The organism is Leptospira brenneri (assembly GCF_002812125.1).
GTDB lineage: Bacteria > Spirochaetota > Leptospiria > Leptospirales > Leptospiraceae > Leptospira_A > Leptospira_A brenneri.
This window is the reverse complement of the sequence record NZ_NPDQ01000006.1, coordinates 163,431-187,982: the sequence shown is the minus strand read 5'-3', so window position 1 is coordinate 187,982 and position 24,552 is coordinate 163,431. Positions and strand designations below refer to the sequence as shown.

General features: G+C 40.3%; 20 protein-coding genes and 1 tRNA gene. 11 read left to right on the top strand and 10 right to left on the bottom strand.

The window, feature by feature from the left end; translation table 11 throughout:
- Nucleotide 1: 1 nt before the first annotated feature.
- The 4 genes from clpX to CH361_RS13975 all read right to left on the bottom strand — a co-directional run bounded on the left by clpX (nucleotide 2) and on the right by CH361_RS13975 (nucleotide 3,386).
- Entirely contained in the window at nucleotides 2-1,282 is a 1,281-nt protein-coding gene (clpX, locus tag CH361_RS13990) for an ATP-dependent Clp protease ATP-binding subunit ClpX (protein ID WP_100791428.1), read from the bottom strand.
- 17 nt (nucleotides 1,283-1,299) lie between these two features.
- The gene (gene clpP / locus CH361_RS13985) at nucleotides 1,300-1,902 is read right to left on the bottom strand and encodes an ATP-dependent Clp endopeptidase proteolytic subunit ClpP (RefSeq protein ID WP_100791427.1); all 603 of its coding nucleotides are present in this window, start codon (nucleotides 1,900-1,902) and stop codon (nucleotides 1,300-1,302) included.
- Between the two features lie 3 nt (nucleotides 1,903-1,905).
- Nucleotides 1,906-3,252 (bottom strand): trigger factor, encoded by a 1,347-nt coding sequence (gene tig, locus CH361_RS13980; RefSeq protein WP_100791426.1) that lies wholly within the window; start codon nucleotides 3,250-3,252, stop codon nucleotides 1,906-1,908.
- 62 nt (nucleotides 3,253-3,314) lie between these two features.
- A tRNA-Gly gene (locus CH361_RS13975) sits at nucleotides 3,315-3,386 on the bottom strand.
- 650 nt (nucleotides 3,387-4,036) lie between these two features.
- On the opposite strand from CH361_RS13975, the gene CH361_RS13970 reads away from it, so the two are divergent.
- The 4 genes from CH361_RS13970 to CH361_RS13955 all read left to right on the top strand — a co-directional run bounded on the left by CH361_RS13970 (nucleotide 4,037) and on the right by CH361_RS13955 (nucleotide 6,298).
- Nucleotides 4,037-4,735: a hypothetical protein gene (locus tag CH361_RS13970; protein ID WP_100791425.1), complete on the top strand. Its 699-nt coding sequence runs from the start codon at nucleotides 4,037-4,039 to the stop codon at nucleotides 4,733-4,735.
- A 94-nt stretch (nucleotides 4,736-4,829) separates the two neighbouring features.
- Nucleotides 4,830-5,471, top strand: coding sequence for an Lsa25.6 family adhesin (lsa25.6, locus tag CH361_RS13965; RefSeq protein ID WP_100791424.1), 642 nt, complete (start codon nucleotides 4,830-4,832; stop codon nucleotides 5,469-5,471).
- A 162-nt stretch (nucleotides 5,472-5,633) separates the two neighbouring features.
- Nucleotides 5,634-5,882, top strand: coding sequence for a DUF6364 family protein (locus CH361_RS13960; RefSeq protein WP_100791423.1), 249 nt, complete (start codon nucleotides 5,634-5,636; stop codon nucleotides 5,880-5,882).
- Nucleotides 5,879-6,298: a type II toxin-antitoxin system VapC family toxin gene (locus tag CH361_RS13955; protein WP_100791422.1), complete on the top strand. Its 420-nt coding sequence runs from the start codon at nucleotides 5,879-5,881 to the stop codon at nucleotides 6,296-6,298. Before CH361_RS13960 ends, CH361_RS13955 begins: the two co-directional genes overlap by 4 nt.
- A gap of 116 nt (nucleotides 6,299-6,414) precedes the next feature.
- Here the strand turns inward: CH361_RS13955 and CH361_RS13950 are convergent, their stop codons facing one another.
- The 3 genes from CH361_RS13950 to CH361_RS13940 form a co-directional block, all read right to left on the bottom strand.
- Nucleotides 6,415-7,074 carry an arylesterase gene (locus CH361_RS13950; RefSeq protein ID WP_100791421.1) on the bottom strand — a complete coding sequence of 220 codons (660 nt, stop codon included), beginning with the start codon at nucleotides 7,072-7,074 and terminating at the stop codon, nucleotides 6,415-6,417.
- A gap of 125 nt (nucleotides 7,075-7,199) precedes the next feature.
- On the bottom strand, nucleotides 7,200-8,312 hold the full coding sequence (locus CH361_RS13945) for a hypothetical protein (protein ID WP_100791534.1): 1,113 nt from the start codon (nucleotides 8,310-8,312) through the stop codon (nucleotides 7,200-7,202).
- A 73-nt stretch (nucleotides 8,313-8,385) separates the two neighbouring features.
- A complete protein-coding gene (locus CH361_RS13940) occupies nucleotides 8,386-9,090 on the bottom strand; it encodes an OmpA family protein (protein WP_100791420.1) in 705 nt (234 codons plus the stop codon).
- 302 nt (nucleotides 9,091-9,392) lie between these two features.
- Here CH361_RS13940 and CH361_RS13935 point away from each other — a divergent pair, with 302 nt between their 5' ends.
- Nucleotides 9,393-12,158, top strand: a complete 2,766-nt coding sequence (locus tag CH361_RS13935) for a hypothetical protein (protein ID WP_100791419.1) — start codon at nucleotides 9,393-9,395, stop codon at nucleotides 12,156-12,158.
- A 7-nt stretch (nucleotides 12,159-12,165) separates the two neighbouring features.
- On the opposite strand, the gene CH361_RS13930 is transcribed toward CH361_RS13935, so the two are convergent.
- On the bottom strand, nucleotides 12,166-13,338 hold the full coding sequence (locus tag CH361_RS13930) for a DUF3095 domain-containing protein (RefSeq protein WP_100791418.1): 1,173 nt from the start codon (nucleotides 13,336-13,338) through the stop codon (nucleotides 12,166-12,168).
- A gap of 89 nt (nucleotides 13,339-13,427) precedes the next feature.
- On the opposite strand from CH361_RS13930, the gene CH361_RS13925 reads away from it, so the two are divergent.
- Complete coding sequence (locus CH361_RS13925) at nucleotides 13,428-15,194, top strand: glycoside hydrolase family 3 protein (protein WP_100791417.1); 1,767 nt, start codon at nucleotides 13,428-13,430, stop codon at nucleotides 15,192-15,194.
- 6 nt (nucleotides 15,195-15,200) lie between these two features.
- On the opposite strand, the gene CH361_RS13920 is transcribed toward CH361_RS13925, so the two are convergent.
- The gene (locus CH361_RS13920) at nucleotides 15,201-16,346 is read right to left on the bottom strand and encodes a hypothetical protein (RefSeq protein ID WP_100791416.1); all 1,146 of its coding nucleotides are present in this window, start codon (nucleotides 16,344-16,346) and stop codon (nucleotides 15,201-15,203) included.
- A 44-nt stretch (nucleotides 16,347-16,390) separates the two neighbouring features.
- On the opposite strand from CH361_RS13920, the gene murA reads away from it, so the two are divergent.
- From murA to CH361_RS13895, 5 genes are all read left to right on the top strand, one after another.
- On the top strand, nucleotides 16,391-17,695 hold the full coding sequence (murA, locus tag CH361_RS13915; RefSeq protein ID WP_100791415.1) for a UDP-N-acetylglucosamine 1-carboxyvinyltransferase: 1,305 nt from the start codon (nucleotides 16,391-16,393) through the stop codon (nucleotides 17,693-17,695).
- Nucleotides 17,696-18,370 (top strand): 4Fe-4S dicluster domain-containing protein, encoded by a 675-nt coding sequence (locus CH361_RS13910; protein ID WP_100791414.1) that lies wholly within the window; start codon nucleotides 17,696-17,698, stop codon nucleotides 18,368-18,370.
- Between the two features lie 176 nt (nucleotides 18,371-18,546).
- Complete coding sequence (locus CH361_RS13905; RefSeq protein WP_002973161.1) at nucleotides 18,547-18,861, top strand: LIC10235 family protein; 315 nt, start codon at nucleotides 18,547-18,549, stop codon at nucleotides 18,859-18,861.
- Between the two features lie 137 nt (nucleotides 18,862-18,998).
- A complete protein-coding gene (locus CH361_RS13900) occupies nucleotides 18,999-19,778 on the top strand; it encodes a hypothetical protein (RefSeq protein WP_100791533.1) in 780 nt (259 codons plus the stop codon).
- 159 nt (nucleotides 19,779-19,937) lie between these two features.
- Nucleotides 19,938-21,302 (top strand): FliI/YscN family ATPase, encoded by a 1,365-nt coding sequence (locus CH361_RS13895; RefSeq protein ID WP_100791413.1) that lies wholly within the window; start codon nucleotides 19,938-19,940, stop codon nucleotides 21,300-21,302.
- A gap of 90 nt (nucleotides 21,303-21,392) precedes the next feature.
- Here the strand turns inward: CH361_RS13895 and CH361_RS13890 are convergent, their stop codons facing one another.
- Nucleotides 21,393-24,539 (bottom strand): SpoIIE family protein phosphatase, encoded by a 3,147-nt coding sequence (locus CH361_RS13890; protein ID WP_100791412.1) that lies wholly within the window; start codon nucleotides 24,537-24,539, stop codon nucleotides 21,393-21,395.
- Nucleotides 24,540-24,552: the final 13 nt, after the last annotated feature.

Genomic DNA, 24,552 nt, shown 5'->3' with positions numbered 1-24,552 from the left:
ACTACGCAATCTTTTCGATATCACCTTTCAGGATCGTGATAGGTGCATCTTTTTTTAAGACAGTTTCATCTGTCACGACCACTTCCAAAACATCCTTCCTGGATGGAATTTGAAACATGAGTTCCATCATAATCTCTTCCACGATCGCACGTAAACCACGAGCTCCACTTTCCCGTTTGATGGCCGTTTGTGCAATGGCTTCAATGGCAGATTCTGTGAACTTAAGTTTTACGTTCTCAATATCAAACATCTTTTGGTATTGTTTGAGAAGGGAATTTTTTGGTTCCGTAAAAATAGACTTCAAACTATCAATAGTGAGTTCATCTAGAGTGGCAATGATCGGAAGTCGTCCAATGAATTCAGGAATGAGACCAAACTTCATAAGGTCATCAGGAATGACATGGTGAACCACGGACTCCCCTTCTTCGATTTTGTGCCCCTTATCATTCACTGCTTCACTCGAGTGGAAACCAATCGACTTCACACCTACTCTTTGTTTGATGATATCGCTAAGTCCCACAAACGCTCCCCCACAAATAAAGAGGATGTTTTTGGTTTCCACAGGGATGTATTCTTGATGAGGGTGTTTACGACCGCCTTGTGGTGGCACATTGGCAACAGTCCCTTCAATGATTTTGAGAAGTGCTTGTTGAACCCCTTCTCCACTCACATCGCGAGTGATGGAAGCCGAGTCCGACTTACGAGAAATTTTATCAATTTCGTCAATATAGATGATTCCCATCTCTGCACGTTTCACATCGTTGTCAGAATTTTGGATGAGTTTGAGAATGATGTTTTCGACATCTTCTCCCACATAACCGGCTTCAGTAAGGGCAGTTGCATCTACGATGGCAAAAGGAACTTTTAGAATCCGAGCGAGTGTCTGCGCAAGAAGGGTTTTTCCAGAACCGGTAGGTCCGATGAGCATGATATTGGATTTTTCCAATTCCACATCCCCCGCCTTACGTTCGTTATGAAAGATTCTTTTGTAATGATTATAAACAGCAACAGCTAAAGCTTTTTTGGCTTGTTCTTGACCAATCACATACTGGTCTAAGATTTTTTTGATTTCAGTTGGTTTTGGGATGTCTCCCACAATGGCAGTTTTTTCACCACCTTGCGGCTCTTCTGCGATGATTTCATTACATAAAGAAATGCATTCATCACAAATATAAACACCAGGGCCTGCGACCAATCGTCTTACTTCATCTTGGGCCTTCCCGCAGAAAGAACAATGTAATTTTTCTCTGGAATTACCCGTTTGGCTTGGACGTTTGGTCATGGCTTTAGGCCCCCTTTTTAAGCTTGTGGCATTTGTTTGCGTTCTTGGATGACGTTGTCGATGATTCCGTATTCTTTGGCTTCATCGGCACTCATAAAGAAATTTCGTTCCGTGTCTTTTCGGACTTGGTCAGAGGATTTTCCCGTGTGTCTTCCATAAAGATCGATGAGTTTGTCCTTGATCTTTATGATTTCTTTGGCAGAGATTTCGATATCGGAAGCTTGTCCGCCTGCTCCACCATAAGGTTGGTGTAACATAATTCGAGAGTTAGGAAGTGCAGAACGTTTCCCTTTGGCACCACCAGCAAGAAGAAGTGCCGCCATAGAAGAAGCTTGCCCAATACAAAGAGTTCTTACCTCAGGTTTGATGAGCTGCATGGTGTCGTAAATGGCAAGACCAGAACTTACATACCCACCAGGGCTGTTGATGTAGAGATAGATATCACGGTCAGGGTTCTCTGCTTCCAAAAACAAAAGCTGTGCCGAAATCACATTGGCATAAGTTTCGTCGATGGCAGATCCAAGAAAAATGATCCGGTCTTTCAAAAGCCGTGAAAAAATATCATATTGGCGTTCGCCACGGCTAGTTTGTTCGATTACATAAGGCATGAGTGTAGACATAGTTTACTCTTCTTTCCCGCTGAGAATTTTCTCTGCTTCTTCCGTTGAAATTGCTTTCGGCGACTTCTTTTCTACCTCAGCGTACACAAACTCGTCGATTTTATCAAACAGGAATTTGTCGCGGTAGAAGGATTCCGCCTTCTGTTTTTGGACTTCTTTTTTCAGAGATTCGGCAGGAATTCCTTGCTGGCCTGCTTCTTTTTCGTATCCAGCCTCCACTTCTTCGTCAGAAATCTGGATTTTGTGGTCTTCCGCGATTTTCTGCTTCAAAATATAGGTTTGGATGCGTTTTTCTGCTGCTTTGGAGAAAGATTCGCGAACCTCTTTTTCTTCCTTGTTCAATCGTTTTGCGTAGTCCGCAAGGGAAGTTACCGGAAGGCCAAATTCACGCATAAAGTTTTGAAAAACTGTTTCTGTTTCTTCGTAGATTAAAGATTCAGGGATGATGAATTTAGATTCTTTGATGATTTCATTATAAGCATCATCTGTAGCCCGTTTTGTCAGAGCGTTTCCGAAAATTTCTATGAGTTGTTTTTTCGTTTTTTCTTTTAACTCTTGTAAGTTGGCAGAACCATCCACTTCAGATGCAAAGTCATCGTTAATTTCTGGATAAGTCACTTTGTAAACAGCAGAAACTGTCACAGTATAAATAATGGTTTTTCCAGCGGACTCAGGAGACTGTGGGTAAGAATCTGGGTAAGTGAAAGAAAACTCTTTGGTTTCGTTTAGTTTCATTCCAAGAAGATTGGTTTCAAAACCCGGTGGGTTTTGGGGAGCTCCCATTTGGAATTTTCCCACCTGGCCTTGTTCTGGGTATTCCTTGTCCGTTTCTTTGAACTTATAATTAATTTCTAAAAGGTCAGAAGATTCTACTGCCTCACCCTCTTCTTTCAAAGAGTTACGAGCCATATTTTTTTGGATCCCTTCTAATTCTTTTTGGATGTCAGCATCAGAAATTTTAATTTCTTTTGGTTGGATTTTAATCTTCTTTAACTTTGGTAAGGTGACTTCTGGCTTCGTGTCATAAGTGGCTTTGGCTTTGGCCCCAGTATTTTTATCAAAAGTTTCCATTTGAAACTGTGGCAGACGAATTGGTTTGTGTTCCAATTTATCAAATAGGTCTGCCATTGCTTGGTTTAACATGATGTTCGCTGCATCATCCATAACGGAATCACCGAGAACTTTTTCGACCATATCGAGAGGTGCTTTTCCGGGACGAAAACCGGGGATTTTTACTTTTTCTGATGCATTTTTGTAAGCCTTAGAGTAGGCAGTGCGGACTTCTTCAGCGGTAAATTGAATGCTGAGGTCACAAGTTGCGTTGTTATTTTTTTTTGCCGTAAATTCCATCGTATTATATCCAGTGTAAATAAAGAGAGTGTAGTGGAAAGAAAAAGAAGCGTACCTTCATTAGCGGGAAACGGGACTTGAACCCGCGACCCTCTCCTTGGCAAGGAGATGCTCTACCGCTGAGCTATTCCCGCAGAAGGTTTGTGAAACCATCATTTGGAATCAGGACAAATCGGCAAGGAAAAAAGACGAAAATTGAGGGGGAAAGTCAGGTTTGGAATAGGAACTGCTATCACAAAGTAGACCTAAAGACTCGCCACCGAACAAGAGAGATTTTTAAAAATTAGGAATTTTTGTTTCCCCCATTTTCATCTTCTATCATAAAATCGTCCTTCCAACCAATCCGAAGATTGAAAATTTTTTCCATCAATGGATCGATCATAAACTAAATCCAACAGTGAACTTTATCAAAGTTTACTAAAATACTTAACAAAACAAAATTCATTTGTGAAAAAAAAACAAAGAATTCATAACTTTCAATTTTTAGCCACAAATAAAAAACAACTTATCACCTGTTAGATTGCAATACATACAGATATATACGACAGATACACAATCAGTAAAAGTATTACCTATATATCACGTGAAACTTAATTCGCGAATTTTTATTTTAGGAGTTATCACAAAAACAAACATTAGTTAGTTTTAATATTATAAAAAACGATCTAATACAAGTCACCGATGACTTTTAATCAAATTCCATTGACGTTATTTGTATTTCTTTTTCACTGACGAACAATGTTCGTATGTATCATACGACAATCAAATTTCTCAAGGAAAGATAATGAAAAAAACAACACCTATCCTACTGACTCTACTTTTCTTTGTAACATCTTTTGCTAACTGCAAAGCTGAATCAAAAGAAGACAACACCCCTCTGCTGGCATTTTTACTTTATACTAATGACCAATTAAGTGGAAACTGTGCCATTGTAACAAAAAATAGTGCAACGTCTTATTCTGTGAGCATCACTCCTACTCCCAAAGGCGCTTGTAAAGTGGATCGAACGAAAGCAGAAGTTGAAGCAACTTACAATACTACAAAAAATAACATCATTGCATACTACACAAAAGCTGGATCCGTTTGCGATTCCTCTGTTACTTCGATTACAAACGGGATTAACACACAAATTACAAATTCAAACAACACAAATGATGCTACTTTCGAAGCTTCTGTTGCTTCCAAAAGAGCGTTCTCAGTGCCAAACCTTGTCGTAGAAACAGCAGCGAAGTTAAAAAATGACGGAAGGACTGAAGCACAAATTGCTGCTACGTCCCCAACAAGTTTAGATGATTATTTTTATGTGGCAGCAGTTGAAGGTAGCAGTACTACGGCTTGTGCCAATGCTTTAAAAGCAATGAACCAAACTCTGATTGATGCTGTGACTTCAACCCCTCCGACAAAATTAATCTTTTCAACTTGTACTTATGGCTCAGCAGAACCTGCGACTACAAAATGTGCCACACTCAATACTGAATTCTAAGATCTCTTAAGAAATTCAGTTTTTAAGGACCGGTCACTTTGGTGGCCGGCTTTTTTGTTTATCAACATCGTTTGACTCTGACCTCTTCTCTTTTATGAAAAAAATAGTTATCCTTACAATCTCTTGCCTTTATTTTAACTGCTCTCCCTTACAATTCACAGAAGTGAAAAACCAAGCCATCATCCAATGGAAAGACTTAGGTCTTGGGTTTTTCTTAGCTACCAAAGAAGAAGGCGATCTTTATCATGACCTAGCTTGGATTTACGGTGATTTAAAAGACCAATCCAAAACCTTTCCTCTGTTTAACGAATGGAGAGATCCGAAAAAAAAACAACCTACACGCAGGTTGTGGTTTGGGCCCGAGACAAAAAAATTAGTGGAATGGTCTGACGAAAATCAAAATGGGATTTGGGAAACAAAAACCTATTTTAACCAAACCGCAAAAACAGGAATCACATCTGGACATATTGCCTACTCCGACTTCGATACGGATGAAAATGGTTTTATGAATGTTCGTATTTTTATAGGCGCACGAGTGGAGGAACTGGTCCAAGAAAATGGAACCATTCGGATCTGGGCAGAAGGGAAAGACAATCTTGAAAAAGTCGATACTTTTATTCGTTCTAAAAATCTAACCGACTTAGGCCCAAGCCGTAAAATTCCCATTTCAGAATCTTGGGCGATCCACCCAGAAAAAGTATTACAAAGCAAATATAGGGCGGTTTACCAACCGTAGGGAGATAACAAGTGATAAGCCAATTTAACAGCAGTGAGAAGGTTTTATGCACAAGAGACAAAATCTTTTAGAAAATAAACCACCAAATGGATTATTTGTGGAAAAGTAAAGATTGACATTTACGTAACTAAAATTAATCATTATACGTATAGGTGTTTCTGGATGAATACTAAACTTACACTATCTCTTGATGACAAAATAATAAAACGAGCAAAGGAATTTGCTAAGCAGAGAAATAAAAGTTTATCTAAACTGATAGAAGACTATCTAGGTGGAATTTCTTCAAAGATCCCATCTGATGAAGAGAATCTTCCACCTGTGACAAAAAAATTAGCAGGAATACTAAAAGGTAAAAAAGACATAGATATTAAGAATGATATAGCTCATTTTCTTGAAAAGAAATACAAATGATTCGAAATGTTTACTTAGATTCTGATGTTATTATCGATTATCTATACGCGAGAGAACCTTTCTTTCAAGAAACAGTAGAACTAATTTCGCGAATAGAAAATAAAAAAATTAAGGGTTATATTTCTTCACCAATTATTTGGAATATTTTCTATATTCTGGCAAAGTATACTAATGAGAAATCTGCTAGAGCATTAATTAAAGAATTCAAAACCATAATAGAAATAATTCCTGTTGACGAAAAAATAATCGACCTTGCATTAAATTCGACAATAAAGGATTTTGAAGATTCAATTCAATACTTTGCAGCTAAATCAAAAAAAATTAAATATATTATCACTAGAAATAAAAAAGATTATCCCAAGGGAGAAATTAAACCTCTAAGTCCGAAAGAATTTCTTACAATTTTTAAAGTATAAGATTAAGATTTCTTTTAAACTTATCTCCGGCGCATAACATCAATTATTCTGTAACCAATAATTTAGTTACAGAATCGGCTCTAACTATGATCCTTCCAAAAGGACAACGTACCCAACTATTTCACTAACAAAGTTTTCAGATAAGGATAGACTGTATCAGAAACTAGTTTGTGTCCGGCCTCTGTCGGATGGATTCCATCTTTTTGGTTGAGTTTGCGGATGGATGCCACCTTTTCCAAAATAAAAGGAACAAGAGGAACCTCTTCTTCTTTTGCAAGATCGGGATAAATAGAATTGAATTCTTTAGCAAATTTTTTCCCCATATTGGGAGTGGCATACATTCCCACTAACAATATTTTGGTGGATGGATATTGAGATTTGATTTGGCGAATCATCGAACGTAGGTTTTCTTTGGTGACCGAAGGGTTTACTCCCCGTAACATATCATTGGCACCTAACTCAAGCACAAAGACAGATGGTTTTTCTGCGAGAACCCATTCTAGTCTTCCCAGGCCACCACTTGTTGTATCCCCAGAAACACCGGCATTTGTCATTTGGTAGGAGTAACCTTCTGCGTTGATTCGTTTCGTAAGGACATGAGGCCAAGCATCTTCATAATCGGGAAGGCCATAACCTGCAGTGAGGGAATCTCCAAAATAGATGATCCGTTTGGTATCACTGGAAGTTTTTGACTCCAATTGGTTTTTGTCTTTCTCGTCGGAAGGATTCCCACAAGCGATCATAAGGAAGAAACTGATAAAGATTAAATACGGCACATCCTTTAGATTGTTTGGAAACTAAGAAAAATCAAACATTTTTAGGTAGAAGGAGGTAGGCCGGTTCACCCATTGGATTTGCGAAGGAAACCTCCATAAACCAAATGGGGAAATCAAGAATCAGATTAGTAAATTTTATCTGCGTCGTAAAAAAAAGAAACTCCAGGCATGATGTAAAATTCTGTAACAGTGTGTTTGATCGAGGCAGACATTTCCGAAAACCCGATGTAAACACTCCTTGCCGAATAATCACTTCTGGGAACATTCCCTATAGTATCTCCAAAATAACTGTCATAGGTTCTTTTGACATCTTGGCGAATCACCCCAATGTCTAAAGTAAAACGACAGTATTGAAAGGATGTTTCTAAATTAACAATGGTTCCCTTATCTCTAACCTTTCCGCCATAAGCAGGAACCACCCCATTTAAGTTCGAACTCCCATCATTAAAGTTTTCTTGGATGAATTGAGAACCTAACACAGAAAAGTTTCCTTTTCGATCTAATAGTTCCACACGGGCACGAAGTTCCCACCAATCACGAAGTTTAAACTTGGTGTAGATCCCAGGCAAAATTCCTTTCATGGAATACTCAGCGTTAGCATCTCCTCCAATCGACCAAGTGACTTTGTTCGGAACCCCTGCTTCGGGTCGACTTGTAGAATAGGAACCATAAGAGATATTGTTTCTTTCCGTATAACGATGGAAGTTGATGGACGGTCCAATCATCCAAATTTTAGAAACGGGATGTGTATAAGAAAATCTTAAATGTTGGCTCACACCTTCAAATCGAAGTAACCGATTCCCTTCAAAAGTACTTCCCCAATACGTATCGGTTCTTGGAGAAAGGAAATTATTGGAAGCAGGAAGACTTCGACTATAAACACCAAGAGAGGTATCTTCAGCAAACTGTACTTCAAATTTATTTTTATAACCGTAACGAATGTCCCAAAACTGAGAATTCACACCCAAGTCTTTAGCTGGTTTGTAAGGAATGGAAAGGGGAGCACCGGGTTCCGTGATTTGACGAAAGAGTGAGTTCTGAAACCAAGCAGGCCCTGTTTCATTTAAGATCGCCGGAGATAATTTTCCAATCCCCCAACCACCGCGAAACATCAACCTATGTTCATAAACTTGGTTGAAGATATCCATTCGAGTTTTATTATCTTCGCGATCTTCTAAAGCGAAGGAAGAATTTGTATTAGCGTCTGTGCCTTCCGTTTTGGATTCCTCTGACCTCAAAGGTATAACCGCAAAGACAAATAAAATAGAGAATAGAACTGAATAAAATTTTAATGAAATCGATTTTGGAAACTTAATAAACAATGCGAACCGTCCCAACGTAAACTTCTGTTCTACGGTTTTTCTTTTCCGCAAGCATTGTATCGACTATTTTGTGTAAATCAGCGAAACCATCCACTTCCTTAAAACGTGCTTCAACAATTCTATGAATCAGTTTTAATTCAAGTTTTACGGATTGAGAACGTTCCTTACTTAACTTAAGGTTCATTGCGAATGCACCCACACTATCTGTGTGTCCACCAATACGACAATTGGTTTCAGGGTATGCTTCCATAGCGTCCCCAACTTTGGCGATGAGTTCTTTTGCTTTTGGAGTGAGAGTTGATTTTCCAGATGGGAAAGCTACGTCCCCATCGATCACGATTAAAAGTTCTCGTAACCTTTTTTCATCATCTTCAATACGTTTGAGTTCGACCCCTTTTCCAACAAGACTTCCACCTACTTCTTCAAACGGAGTTCCAGAGTGTTCGAAATCACTGCGAAGACCTTTATATAATTTCTCCAAGTATTCCGAAGTCCCCAGTTTATCCAAAGAACCTTCGGGTAAACTCCCCAAATGGTCACCGGCTTTCACCTCTTTAGGAGTGACACATCCGCAAAACTTTTGAAAAGCAACTGAATCCTTCCATTCTTGTTTTACGATGCTATTACAATTGATAACAAATAACAAAAGGAAGGTGGAATGGATTAGGATTGATAAGGATATTCTTTTACGCATAAAGCCAACCAATCCTTATCTTGAGAAGCAACCGCTAAAATCAATTGATAAATTCTTGATTTTAAAATTAACAGCATTTGGAACAGAACTTCCGCTTTTGCCCATTGATCGTAGCAGATAAGTTAGGAGTACACACAAAATTACCTCCTGGAATTTCGCTACAAACTGCTTAATTTTTTACCACCAACTAACTTTTGTCTGTAGGAGAACCAAATTTTAATACAAACTAGTTTTTCGTTGCCCCCAAGGGAGAAATCGAAAGGATTGGATCAGTTTCAAAACATATTACCGGAAATTTAGCTATGAAGATCAATCAGTCTCTATTTACCACAATCTTGGTTCTTATTTTATCCTTAGTATCATTCCAAAATTGTAGCGGACAGGTTTCTGCGGGAGATACTTTCCTTTTTGGGGTCAGTGAACGATTTGATCGACTGCTTGGAAATGAGGCAACGGTGGCCTGTTCCTCAGATGTGACCGTTTCCACCAAGGCAGTGTATTTGGAAGAGGATGGTGATGTAACAGCGGCGTTCAATGCTTCTAGTGATTCCGGTCTCACTTTGTCTGCTGGACAATGGGGTTATAGTACTTTTGAAACTTGTATCTATCCGAATTCCCCTTTTAGTGGATCACTTGATATCCCAGTTTCAGTTACAAATAATTATGGTTCGCGAGTTACTTCTGTAAAATCATTTCCGGGAGCTGAGGTTGCAATTCCCACTAAACTTACCTTTACGAGTAATGGTGTAACAGAAAGACAATGTTTTAAATTTACCGTTGTCCAAGACGCGATTCGAAATCCAGTTGTAGATCCTATGACAGTAGCCTTAGGAACTATGGTTCAAAAAGATGCGGGGGGCAAAGAAACTTCAGGAACTTACTCCGGTAAAGATGCCTGCGATATTTCAGTCAAAATAGATGATGATGAAGCACCTGGCGTTCGTGTGTCCAATATCTCGCGAGTAATGGAAGAACCAAGTCCATCGGCTACAGCTACGAATGGAACTTTCCAAATTAGACTGCGAACTGCTCCTACAGCCAATGTATCTATGACAATCAACGATACTTATGATGCAGTCAATGCGGGTAACAGAGAAGGGACAGCAAGTCCAAAGACGCTAACATTTACCAATGCGAATTTTGCCACTCCGCAGACAGTTACGGTAACTTCCGTCGACGATTTAGAAATTGATGGAGTGAAAGTTTATACAGTAGAAGTTGGAACAACATCCAGCGCAGACTCAGAGTATAATGGAATCAAACCAAGAAACGTAGTCGTTTACAACCGTGACCAAAGTGTTCCAGGGTATGCTTATATGCGATTTGATACCACTACAGGAACCACCGGTACAGCCGGAGGAGCTGTTACTCGTTTTGCAACTGATGAGAGCAATCAGTTAGGTACTAAATATTCAAACTTTCAATTGAAGTTACGAACCAAACCTACAAGTAATGTGACACTCACTTTCTCATCTACTTGTGGAAACAAATGCACCATTTTAACTCCATCGCTCACATTCACTTCCACTAACTGGAACGATTACCAAACTTTCCAAGTAGAAGGGAAATCAGATTCAGCAAACTCTGGTAATGCGGATTATACGGTTTCTTTTGTTGCATCCTCTGCTGATGCTACCTACAATACAACAGTTGCAGAACCAACTTTTACCGTTCGTTCTTGTGATAATGATGGGGCACACCTCCTTCAACCTTGTAATTTTTCTGGTTCACCTTTCGGAACTTCTGGAAATCGCCTATCCGCAACAGAGGGTGGGTCAACTCATATCTGGATGATTGCACAATCAAATCCTAGTTCTGATGTGACCATTGGTCTAACAAGTACAGACACAAGTGAGGGAACCGTTCCTGCTACTGTAACAGTAAGTAGCGCAAATTATAATTTTATGGAATCAGGTGGAACCAATCGTATCCTGCTTAGCCATGCTGATGACAACGAAGTGGACGGATCAGTTGGCTGGGAAGTGACCACTGCCTTATCCACAGGAGCCGTTGCATACAATCCAATTGATATCTATGCCACAACAACGGACAATGAAGCATATTTTTATGTTAGTAAATTAGGCTCTACTAAAGAAGGTTCATCAACTGCAGCAGATACTGCGACTATCCATGTGTGTTTGGGTGCGCAAAATACGGAAACCATCACTGTAAGCGTTGCTTGTGCTACCTACGGCGCTGGAACCGCAGCCTTTGGGGAATGTGGAACTCTTTCGACTGCAACCCTCACTTTTCCTGCGGGAAGCCGTGTGGCTGATGCTGATGCAAGCGATTCGAATTGTGCGAATTCTTCTCTAAAACAAACAGTAACCGTTCTCGGTGCAGATGATAATTTTGCAGATGGATCGCAGGACTATACAGTCAACCTTACGAAAAATGCCAATACGGATGGAGTTTATTCGAGTGGGGCTGCGACCCTTTCCAACCAAACCATTACCAATCGAGATGATGAACCTGCAGGTAAAGCAGTTTTTGTAACAACCAGCGGTGCGCCTGGATACAATGGAGAGATGACCGCACAAGGTGTGTTTGGTGCTGATGATACCTGCAACAATAATAAACCGGGTGGAGTTCCTACTGGAACGTATAAAGCTTTAATTGTTAGTAATAGTGGAGGAGATCCAACGATTGCTAATAATCGTATCCCGAATGGGACAAATTGGGTTTTGACTGCGGGGTATCACTACTATCGTTGTAATACCTCTGGCTATACCAATTGCAGTGATGAACATTCTCAATTGTTTATCGCAAATGGATCAGCTGGGTTTGATCCAACCAATTTACAAAGAGAATTCTCAAGCGTAGGTCACGAGTATTGGACAGGGATGACAAATGCTCTCGCACCAGCGACACAAGCAAGCACCCCTGCTTGTACCGGGGATGGTTTAACTTACCGACACAATTGCCATGGATTTACCTACCAAAACTGTCCATCCACACCAGCTAGTTTTCTCTATGGTCAATCTTGGTCAATGGCATCAACAACGAGTATCACAAGCCAAGAATCTATTTGTTCTGCAAACAAAAGATTAATTTGTGTACAGCAATAAACAAAAGTTAACTTCTTAGTTTCAACTTTTCCTTCAAAGACTTGGCGGCCATCGTAAAGCCGCCATCAGCTCCATCCACAAAATGAACTTCCGCAGAAGATGCGACCTTCAATACACAGGTCATCAGTGAGCGATCAGAGACAAAGATTCCATAACAAAGGAGTCCTTCCGATTCCATCTGGTCCAAAAATTGTACAAGGGTTTCTCTATGGTGTTTGGATCCATCAATGACCATCTTTAAGGTTCCATCATACTTACGAAAGTCTGCCGAAAGAACTTGGTAATCCTTCAATTTGTTTAATGAATAATGTCCTGACCGAATGGGGATTCCAAACCGAATGGCAAACCCCACAACCAATCTTTCGAACCAAATTCTTGCGAGTGCAAAGTAAAATCTAAGGCCACTCGACTTACCCATCCGAGCTGTAGCTTCCTTTTTTAAATACCGACCAGAATCCAATTGGATGTTTCTCACTCGTAAAGGATGGTAATCTCCTTCTTCTCCATATTCAGAACGAATGAAATTCAGAACGCGAGTGACCGTTTTTTTACAAACTTCAAAATCGTTATGCATGGGTTTGACGATGAGAGAAACAATCTCCCCACGTTCGCTAGGAATGTCCTTCCACCGACAGGTAAATCCAGTAAAATCAGCAGGTGTGATCTTTTCATTTTCTCGAACTAGATAAGACTCGTCTTTTCCTTCCTTAACCCAAGTTTCTGCCAAAGGCAAAGCCTCACCGAACAAGGAACACTGGACATAGTGTTCGGATGCACGAAACTTACTTAAATACAATCCGGCTCCAACACGATACAACTCTTGGACGGGTACGATCCCTGCTCGCATTTCCAAACTAAAAGCTGACTTTACCTGGGAGATCGTATCGGCAATCGCAGAACGAATGGGAAACAACAGATTGACAGGAAGTAAAAAAGTCACCCCGTCCCCACCAAACACAAAAGGAAAATCCATATGCCCGTAAACATTGGCAACAGCGATGGCCGTAAGTCCACCGGCAGTATTTACATCCTTATAACGACCTTCTTCAATCGCCTTTGTGGATCCAACAATATCGGTAATGAGAACGAACCAATCATCAGGAACTTTCGTTGGCATCGTTCCATCAAAAAGATTTTTAAAACTAGAACTCGGCTTTAGGTTTTTATAAAAATCATCCACAGAGACTCAGACGTTGGATTCTGAGACAAAGTAGATTTTTTTCTTGGTTGTCTCGAAAAAGCCGTCTGTAGATCGTACCATCATAGCTTATGAACAAAGTTCTTCTCCGCACTTCTTTCTCCCTCCTCCTCCTTTTTGGGTTTTTTGGTTCTTCTTATTGTTTTGGATTTTACCTGACTGAACTTGCCGCTAACGAAAGAAAACTCTGGTTAGATGAAAAGGCTTGGGCCATTACGAACAGTATGACCGAAGCAGAACTTGTCGGCCAAACCATCCACATTGCTATCCCTTCTAAAACTGTGGATCCAATTGCTTTGGAAGAAATTGCAGCAACGAAGCCCGGGGGGATCATTCTCTTTGGAAAGAACCTTGGAAAAAAAGAAGAAATTCTCTCTCTCACAAGCGGCCTGCAAGGGGCAGCAAAAGACTCTAAACTTGCACCCTTTCTCATCTCCACAGACCAAGAAGGAGGTCGGGTTTTCCGAGTCCAAGATGGAATCACACCTTACCCAGGGGCAATGGCAGTCGGCCAAACAGGGAATACACAATGGGGAGAAGTCGTTGGATTTGTTACTTCTTACGAACTTCGTAGCCTTGGACTTAATTTTCTTTTTGCACCCGTTCTGGATATCAATAACAATCCCTTAAATCCAGTCATCAACACACGTTCGTTTGGTTCCGATTCCAAACGAGTTTCAGAAGTGGCCGTAGCTTATGAAAAGGGGGCTCGGGCTGGCGGATGCCTCCCTGTGATCAAACATTTCCCTGGCCATGGTGACACCACTGTGGATAGCCACTTGGGTCTTCCCATCATCAACAAAAGTCTGGAAGAATTAGAAGCACTGGAACTACTTCCCTTCAAACAGTCTATCGCCGGTGGTGCGGAAGCCGTGATGTCTGCTCATATTGTTTACCCAAAAATTGATCCCGAGTTCCCCGCAACTCTTTCCAAAACCATCCTTACGGATGTTTTGCGAAAGAATTTAAACTTTGATGGAATCATCATCACAGATGCGATGGAGATGCATGCCATTTCTAAAAATTATGAAAAAGACAGGCCGGGAGTTTTAACTATACTTGCTGGTGCCAATATTGTTCTTCTGACTAGCTGGGGCGAAACAGCACGAAGGTTCAAAGCACAGCTAACGGATGCTTACCGGGATGGTGAGTTTCGTTATCTAGACAAAGAAGGAAAAGAACACGATAAACTGAAAGAAGCCGTCCAAAAACAAATCCGTAAAAAACTAGAACTTGGTCTTTACGATGAAAATTCCATCCTACCGAATGTGTATGATGAAAATCTAAAACAAAAAGAATTTTTAGCCAATTGGAATTTGGAAAGAAAGAATCGTTATATAAAACTGAGTGAGTCCAAAAACTTTGTAAAGGAAATCAACGAAGACTCGATCCGAGCCTATCCAAAATCTGTGCTGACTTCTGGAATTCTAGCCGATGAAACTATTTCTTTTGTTAAAAACAATCGTCTGAAAGAAACTCTCAAAAACAAAAAAATAAATTCTGTTCCGTTTAAATCCTTTCCGGCAGAGATCAAAAACAAAACCACCACAACTTTCCTTTTTGATTCTACTTCCGAAAACGAAATTCTTTCCGTAGCAACTCTTGCAAAAAAATACCCAACAAAACGATTTATCATTTTGCACGGAGGAACTCCGTTTATCAAACTCCCCGAGCTTCCCAACTTACAATATTTGTTATCTTTTTCTTTGACCCAAGGATCTTGGGAAGCGTTAGGTGAGAAACTCAGTTCGGGGAAAGAAATTCCAAAAGTGGATTTAATTTTATTACCAAAAGGATCGAAGACACCATCGAAAGGTGCCTTCCCCGAAAGGTTATAATTTTTTTTAAGTAAGAACTTCCCTGACTCCACCTCTTTTGCGGATTTCTTCATACAAAGATTTCCGCACCGTTTCATCAGCATCCACATAGCGAAGCAAATACAAATCTGACTTTTGTTTGGTGGGCATCATCTTAGCTCGAATGTGAAAGATTGGGCCATTTTCTAAACTAAAACTCACTTCCCAAAGATCTTGTAACTTCCATATCTCTGAAGAAATCCCTGCTGGAAAAGCAAACAAAATCCCTCGATCTGACAACCTTTCCGACATCGTAATGAAAGCAGTTGGTGTTTCTTTCATTTCAAATCTTTTTTCGTTATGTTCTCTTTGGTCCTTTGCAATTCGTTTCAAAACGTCCAATTGTTTATCAATATTTTCTTCCGTAAAAAGAAGTTTGTTTTTATCGAGTTCTAAGACTTGTTTTTTTTCATCAGGTGGTGGCCAAGGAGCCACAGTGAGAGATACCTTATCCATTAGCATCAAATGAGATTCACCCTTTCTTTCGATCCTTCCATTAAAATGGAAAATGACACCACTTTCATTGGTTCGGATCACAGTTCCTTCCAGAAGATAACCACCGCTACTGGGTCGAAATACATAGAGTTTTGCTTCCTTACCCGGTACAAGTAAATCTTTGGAAAGACCTTTCATCGATAAAAGAAGTTCATCCGTTGTTTTCTGCATCACATAAGTAAGTTCTTCCCTTCCGTCAGCCTCAAGAGCTGCAACCTCACCTACAGTAAGATCATTCAATGAAAGAATTTCTTTTTTGAACTCCACTCCGGAACGAAAGAGTTTATCAAAAAGATCCACTTCCTTTTCAGTCGTATTGGTATTGGATTTTAAAAAGTATCGATAGAGAGCATTTTTAAGTTTGTTTCGATTTTCCGGCAAAAGGTAAATTTCACGTTCATCTTCACTCAAGTGGTCATAAAAAGAATGAAGAATGTTTAATTCTTGTTGGTTGCACTTCCTAGCAGTGGCATACCTTTGGAACTCAACCCAATGATTCACAACACTTGTTTGTTTGTTTTGTAGGTAGTTCATTACCTTCACGTAAATAAAGGCGGCAACTCCCATAAGAAAGATGTAAAAGAGGTAGATCGTCTCAAATTTTGGAAAAATCCAAACGACTTGTGCTATAAAATTCATAATTTACTTTTCCTCATATCCATATTGTGGTGAATGGAAGCAAGGTGAGTTCCTCCTACTTCAAAATTATCGGCAAAAATCCTCTCCACGGGACAGTAGTTCCCCAAGGAAATAAAAACGAAGCGCTCCCGCTTCTCGGTGCCCTCCTTCTTTGGGAAGGAGACGTCATTCTGGAAAACCTTCCTGAAATCGCCGATGTTCTCAAACTTATGGAAGTCCTCCGCCAAATCGGGGTCGAAATCACTGCCACAGGTCCAAAAGGATCATACCTCTTTCAGAAAAAAAATCCAGTGAAATCAGATCTCCCATACGAACTTTGTTCACAACTCCGAGGAGCCGTGACACTGGCGGGACCCATCCTTGCTCGCACAGGAAGGGTTTTCCTTCCTAAACCAGGTGGGGACAAAATTGGGCGCAGACGGATGGACACCCACTTACTTGCCTTAGAAGCACTCGGTGCCAAAATCGAAGTTTTTCCTGACGGTTATATGATCACTGCAGACCGTTTGGTGGGAAAAGACATCCTACTCGACGAAGCCTCTGTCACGGCCACAGAAAATGCGGTGATGGCTGCTGTTTATGCAGAAGGCCAAACCATCATTCGTAACGCTGCTTCCGAACCCCATGTCCAAGGACTTTGTCGTTTTTTAATCGCTGCTGGAGCCAAAATTGAAGGAGTGGGAACAAACCACCTAACGATCACAGGTGTGAGTGGTCTAAAATCTCCGGCTGGTGGCTTAAAACATAGAATCGGATCTGATTATTTAGAAATAGGATCTTTTATCAGCCTTGCCGCTGTTACAGGTGGAGAGATTCACATCACCGATGTTAACCCTGAAGACATCCGTATGATCCGAATGGTTTACTCTCGGCTTGGGATTGAAGTAAGACCCACTGAAAATGGAATCCTAGTCCCTTCTGACCAAAAGATGGAAATCATTCCTGATTACCATGGAGCCACTCCCAAAATTGATGATGCCCCTTGGCCAGGATTTCCGGCGGATATGACTTCTGTGGCCCTTGTGACGGCAACCCAGTGCAAAGGAACTGTTCTCATTCATGAAAAGTTATTTGAGTCTAGGCTCTTCTTTGTAGACAATATCATCGCAATGGGTGCTCAAATCATTCTTTGTGACCCACACAGAGCCATCGTGATCGGTGCCAACCGTCTTTATGGCCAAAGGGTCGCAAGTCCCGACATTCGTGCGGGGATGGCCATGATCATTGCAGCTCTTTGTGCCGAAGGACAAAGCGAAATCCATAACATTGTTCAGATTGATAGAGGTTTTGAATCGATTGATACCCGTCTTCGTTCTTTGGGTGCCCAGATCGAAAGAGTTTCCGATTAGATGAAACGAAAAGATCTTTTCCGAGAAGGTTTTAAATCCGTCTTCCAATTTACCTTTCAGAAGGCAGACGAATTAACAGAAACCATCAGAGAGGTTTGGGAAGAAGAAAAACCTCTGAAAGGAAAGTCTCCTGCGAAAAAGAAAAGACCATCTGACAAAGAAAAGTTGGTCCCCAAACCAAAAAATGTTCGGAAACGCAAAACTAGGATGTTTCAGACGCTCTCTTTACCTCCTGGTGCCACTTCTGAATTTTTTTCTCTTTGTACTGGATGTAATGAATGTATTTTTGCCTGCCCTTACGCCGTCTTATTCCCTGTTACAGTTCCAGAATCGGGAAAAAATTTTCCTCATCTAGATCCCAATGCAAAGGCATGTCATCTTTGCAGTGATTGGCCTTGTATTAGTGTTTGCCCCGAAGAGGCACTCATACCGTACGAACTGTCCGGTGAAAAACCAAATTTTGGTAAGGCGAAAGCCATCACAGAACATTGTATCAACGAAAAAACTGGTGAATCGACCTGTAATGTTTGTTTTGTTGCCTGTCCTATTGAAAAAACAGTGAAATTTAAAGGAAATTTGCCAGTTTTTGCAACATCTTCCTGTACAGGATGTGGGCTTTGTGTTGAATCTTGTCCTAGTTTTCCGAAAGCAATACAAATCAAATTCAAAAAATAATCATAATCACCTATCAATCGTTTTAGAAAAAAATTTACCGCAAAACATCAAAAAATTGTTATTCGATGAAAAAATATCTTGAATTTTTCGGATACAAGAGAGATACCCTTGTTAGAGCAAGGGAATTTCCCTCGTCAAAAAAAGATAAAATCTAGATTTAAAGGAAAAAGAAAGCTATGGAACCACAAAAAGTAGGCCCAGGTCAAATCGATAAAATTGCAGAGGATTTGAAAAAAGATCCTGAAAAATCCATTGGAAATTACCTTTTCAAAGGTTTCAGAATCCAAATCTCTAAATATAAGGCTTCTGGTGCAGAAAGAGTACAACAACTCTACAAAAGAAGAAGAGCACAAGGTCTTTGCATCGTTTGTGGAACAAAAGTGACACGTAAGAACCCTGTTACAGGAATTCTTTACAGACTTTGTGACACACATAGAGCGGAAATTGACCAAAAAAACAAAGAAAAAGCAAAAGCTAAAAAAGGAAAATAGTCCTTTAGCAGCATTTTTCTAACTAAGAGGGGACTTTGGTCCCCTTTTTTGTTTACAGACCAGCCTTCCGACCTATCTTCTTTGTCATGAAGTTCCTCCTAGCCGTTTTAGCTATCACCCTAATGGGATGTTCCCAAATGATCTGGCGCCAAACACAATTGCCAGAGGAAGTCTCTCCGACAAACGACCCGAGCATTCACTTAATTCTTACGGTTGGTTACGAAGAAAAAGATTCATGGAATCCTCTAAACGGAACCACAGACAAACGAAATTATAAAAGTAAAATCAAATTGATAAAAAATGCGCCGACAGGAGCAAAACCAATCAAAGAATGGGACCTTCCTTCTTGGTCTCTCGCGGATGGGATTTTTTATCATACAGGTTCTTCCACATTATTTGTGTTATACGGAAAAGATGATGAGTATGGAACTCTAAACCAAACTTTATCTCTTTATCCAGAAGCCGGAGGTGCCTTTTCCTACCCAGCCACACCTGAAAAAAGAATTATATTCCAAATGGCACCTTCCCCTAACGGTAACTTGGTGGCACTGATTACGGCAAACCCTACTGCCGAAGGTGAGTTTTCAGAATTTGAACTCAACCTCATCCAAATTGCAGATAAAAAAATCCAAACCTATCCTATCAATTTTTGGACAGCTCTCCCCCTTTACGGAATTCGTTGGGCAGAAGATGGAAAGAAACTTTATCTCAGGACCCCAGACCGAATCCTCCTTTGGACAGGATCTACAATAGAGGAAACAAAATCCTTTCCCGATTGTTTCACGGTATCGACCAATTTTGGAAAGTGGGCTTATGAATCGGCGATCATTGGGGAAGGTGGAAACGTGACCCTCGGTAAAAAATTACCCACTCCCCGCCAGATCTCCAATATCGACCAAATCAAACTCTGTCGCTAAAAGACTAAGAAGGGATCGAAGCCCCAACCAAAGGGGGCTTCGGTACTTCCCAAAACAAATCTCCGTAGTCCCGTCCCAGAAGAGTCGTATTCAGTAGTCCGACCCTCTCAATTCGCTTGATTTAATTATGTCACATGATTGGATGAGTGAAAAGCCCCCATGATTGAAAAGAAATTCACGGAACATATCGATGCCATTTCCAAATATTTGAATGTCGTCGAAAAAATTGAACCCATCCGCAAAAGTGGGGTCGTTGTGTCCGTGGTGGGAAATGTCATTTATTCACAAGGTCCACCTGATTCCAAAGTTGGTGAAATTTTGGAAGTGGAACGTGGGTCAGACAAAGGATACCTTGCTTGTGTCCTTGTTGGTTTCAAAGACCATCTTTATACCTTGATGCCACTCGGTGACACACAAGAAATATTTCCTCATGCCTTTGTCTTCTCTTCTGGAAGACAAATTACATTGAATGCTGGTCCCGAACTTTTGGGCAGGGTTTTAAACGGTCTTGGCAAACCCATTGATAGTAAAGGGATCCTCATCACCAAAGAGGAAAGAGCATCCGAACCTCGTTTTCTCAATCCACTCGATCGCCCTCCCATTACGGAAATCTTAGAAACTGGAGTTCGTGCCATCGACGGGATGTTAACCGTTGGTCGAGGACAAAGGATTGGAATTTTTTCCGGTTCGGGTGTGGGTAAATCAAGTTTACTTGGTATGATCGCTCGTTATACGAACGCAGATGTCAACGTAGTGGCTCTCATTGGTGAAAGGGGCCGCGAGGTAAACGAATTCTTACACGTAGAACTTGGAAAAGAAGCTTTGGCCAAGTCCGTTGTTTTTGTCGCAACCTCAGACTCATCCAAAATGGAACAAGTGAGTTGTGCAAATCTAGCTTGTTCTGCAGCAGAATACTTTCGCGAAAAAGGAATGTCCGTCAATTTATATATGGACTCTCTCACTCGTTATGCAGAAGCCCTAAGAGAACTTTCCATAGGAGAACCTGTGGTCACCAAAGGATATGCATCGAGTGTATTTACAAAAATGGCCAAACTTGTAGAAAGAGCAGGAACTTCACATAATGGTGGTTCCATCACCGGATTTTATACCGTCTTAACTGATGCCGAAGATGATATGGATGATATCGTTGCCGATAAAGTGCGTGGATTTATTGACGGACATATTGTACTCACGAGAAAACTCGCAGAACAAAGTCATTACCCAGCCATTGATGTTCCTGGGTCTTTGTCTCGACTCATGCAAAAAATTGTGAATGAAGATCATTATATGCGTTCTTCTATTGTTCGGGAACTAATCTCGAAATACAAAAACTCAGAAGATATTATTTTACTCAATGCCTATGTTCGTGGTGCGGATGAAAAAGTAGATATGGCGATTGATAAAAAATCACAAATCGATGATTACCTCAGACAAAGGATCGAAGAAAAATCAAGTTACAATGATGCCACCAACAGGTTGGCAAAGATATTACAATCTTCGGCTCGTAATGAGGATGATTTTTAATCTAAGCTTAGATTTTATAAAATTTAGTTTTTCTTTCTCAGTAAAACAATAAGAAATACGACTTGTATGGATCAATCAAGATCGAGAAGTTTATTCGATCTCTAAAATCACAAGAGTCACGTCATCATCTGGAGAACGATTTCCTGTAAATTCTTTGATCCTTTCCAGTAACAAACGTTTGGATTCGGAAATCGGATACCCACTGTATCTTTGAACAATGGACTCCCAATTTTCTTGTCCGATCATTTCTTTTTCAGCATTGGTTGCTTCCGTAATCCCATCTGTATACAATACGATTCTGTCTCCAGGATGGAGAGGGATGATATCTTCTTGAATGTCTAACTCAGGAATCCAACCAATGAGTTTTCCTTGTGGCAAACTTAAAGTAGGTTTTGATCCCCCGGCTCGATTGATGATGAGAGGAGGATGTCCACACCTAGCATGGATGATTTCTCTCGATTCAAGATTGATATAAATATAAGATGCTGTGACAAAGGCCCCTTTCATCTTTCCAAGCAAAGTAGAATTGATTTGTGTCATGAGTTGGGCCGGTTCCCTAGACAAACGGATTTGTGTAGAAAAGGCAATCTTTAACATGGCAGAGATGAGGGCCGCTGGAATCCCATGACCCGACACATCGGCGACCATCACACCTAGCTCCGTTTCGGAAATGGCATGGAAATCAAAAAAGTCTCCTCCCACACTATCCATTGGTTCATAATAAAACTCTGTTTTGATGCCTTTGATATCAGGAGCTTCTTCTGGAAGGATGGAACTTTGTAGTTTTCTTGCAAGACCCAACTCATTTTGGAAAGCGATGAATTTGTTTTGTTCTTCGACTGCTTTTTTCAATGTAATTAAGTTTTTCGCCCGAGAGATTAACTCTCGTTTATCGAATGGTTTTGCAAGGTAATCATTCCCACCGGCTTCCAATGAGGCAATGATATCAGTAATTTGATTTTTTGCCGTTAAAAACAAAATAGGAAGTTGGTATAAAGAATATGACTCTCTTAGAACCGCACAAACATCATACCCACTCATCCCCGGCATCATGATATCGAGCAACATAAGTTCAAATGGCCCGTCATCACGAACCATACGAATGGCATCCCCACCGTTGGATGCCTCATAGACATCACAACCAATAAGAGTTAGATGGTTTTTTAGGACTTGCCTATTGATGGGTTCATCATCCACAACAAGAACCTTAAATTTTTCGCCATCGTATTCTTCATTTATTTCTTCAATTGGTTCAAATTCTGGAGACTCTCCACCAAACCATAAATCTGTTTTTTTAGAAGGGATTTTTTCCATAGGGATCTCCCCTTCCCTTGCTAGTGGCAAAGTAAATCTAAAGGTAGAACCTTCTCCTTCTATCGATTCAACCCAAATGGTTCCACCATGTAATTCCACCAAACGTTTGGATATAGCAAGTCCAAGTCCAGTCCCACCAAACTTACGTGTGGTGGACGAGTCAACTTGTTCAAAAGATCTAAAGATATCGTTAAATTTATCTTTTGGGATTCCAATGCCTGTATCTTTGATAGAAAGAACGAGCATCCTTTCCATAATCTCCGCCGAAACATCAATTCTACCCTTTTCGGTAAACTTAATCGCATTTCCAATCAGATTGAATAAAATTTGTTGCAGTCTTGCTTCATCACCCAAAATAGGAGGGAAGTCCATCGGAACATGATTGCGAACTGTGAGGTTTTTTGTTACATACAGAGGTCTAGAAATCACAAGCACTAAATCACAAATCTGGTGTAAATCGATGGCCTTTAGATCCAAATCCAAATCTCTGTTTTTCATTTTGGAAAAATCCAAAATATCATCTACAAGAGAAGACAATCTTTTTCCAGAACTAACAATCATCCCTAAATTTTGCCTTTGTTCTTGAGTGAGTTTTCCACCGATTCCATCAAACATAGATTCGGCGATTCCGATAATCCCATTTAAAGGTGTTTTTAATTCGTGAGAAGTATTGGCTAAAAATTCATCCTTTAGTTTATCGAGAGCAAGAAGTCTTTTGGATAGAGATTCTACATCAGAAAAAGCTCGACTAAACCTTCTAGATAAAGTCAAAGACTGGACTAAAATAAAAACAAAAATCCCGATGGGAATGGCTTCGACAGTATAAACAACTTGGTAGGCGTTGAGTAAATCAATAAAAGCAGCAATCGCAACAGAGATAATCCCAATCGCAAATAACAAACTACTTTCTTTTCTACCGATGACAGCTCGAAAAATACCTTGGAAAATTAAAAGAATTCCGGAAAGAAAAACAATATGAAAGTATCCATTTAACTTTGTATAAATGGGTGTAGGTAATACCAAAATAAAACTAATAAAAACAAGAGTGGGAAAAAGCAAAACTCTCTGCATCCAACGAGGATAAAAACTAGGATAAAATTCTCTAAAAAATGCAAAAAATAAATACGGAGATAAATAAAACGTAAAGTATTCAATGCGAAGGCAAAGATTCCATCCTATATAAGGAGAGAGTTCATTGAATCCAAACCTTTCTCCGGTAAACAAGGTACGAAGGGATAAAAGGAGAGCCGCAAAGCCAAATAAAAAATTTCCTTTATCGGATCTTCTAAAATAAAATAACCCAAAGTGATAGAGTGCAATGATGAAAACCGCACCCGCTAGAAATAAAGAAGAGGCTAAATCTTTTTCGTTTTCTTTAAAAAGTTTTTTCCACTCACCAACATAAGGTGGTTCCCACATCCCCCCTTTGTCATGGTGAAAATTAGAGATTTCCACAAGTAGTTCGTTAGGTCCCTCTTTCCAAGGCAAAGGGTAAAATTGAAATTGGTAGGAAGGTTCCGACTCATCCGGATTTTTGGAAACTACCCCAGAAGATCCAAGAAGTTTTCCGTTCCAATACACACGAGAGGCCGTAGCCAAATCCACAAGTTTGATTCCATAAACAGCCTCTGGATCTGTTCCTTCTGGTCTTTCCAGAAGCAAACGATAGGTTCCAAACCCATTCCCAGTCCCGAGCTCTGAGTTCCAAATCCCAGGAACTACCACTTGAAGTTTGGTCTCTGGAATTTCCGTTAGCTCAGACAGGAAGGTATGGGGATAGAATTCCCATTCCCCTTCTAAATGAACTGGATTTCCCTGACTTTTAAGTACAATTTCAGTTGGTGGTGTGGCAAATAGAGGCGATGCCATAAGACCCAAAAGGACTATCGCCGAACCAATCAGATGTAAGCGTATATTGGACAATAGTGCAAGTTTT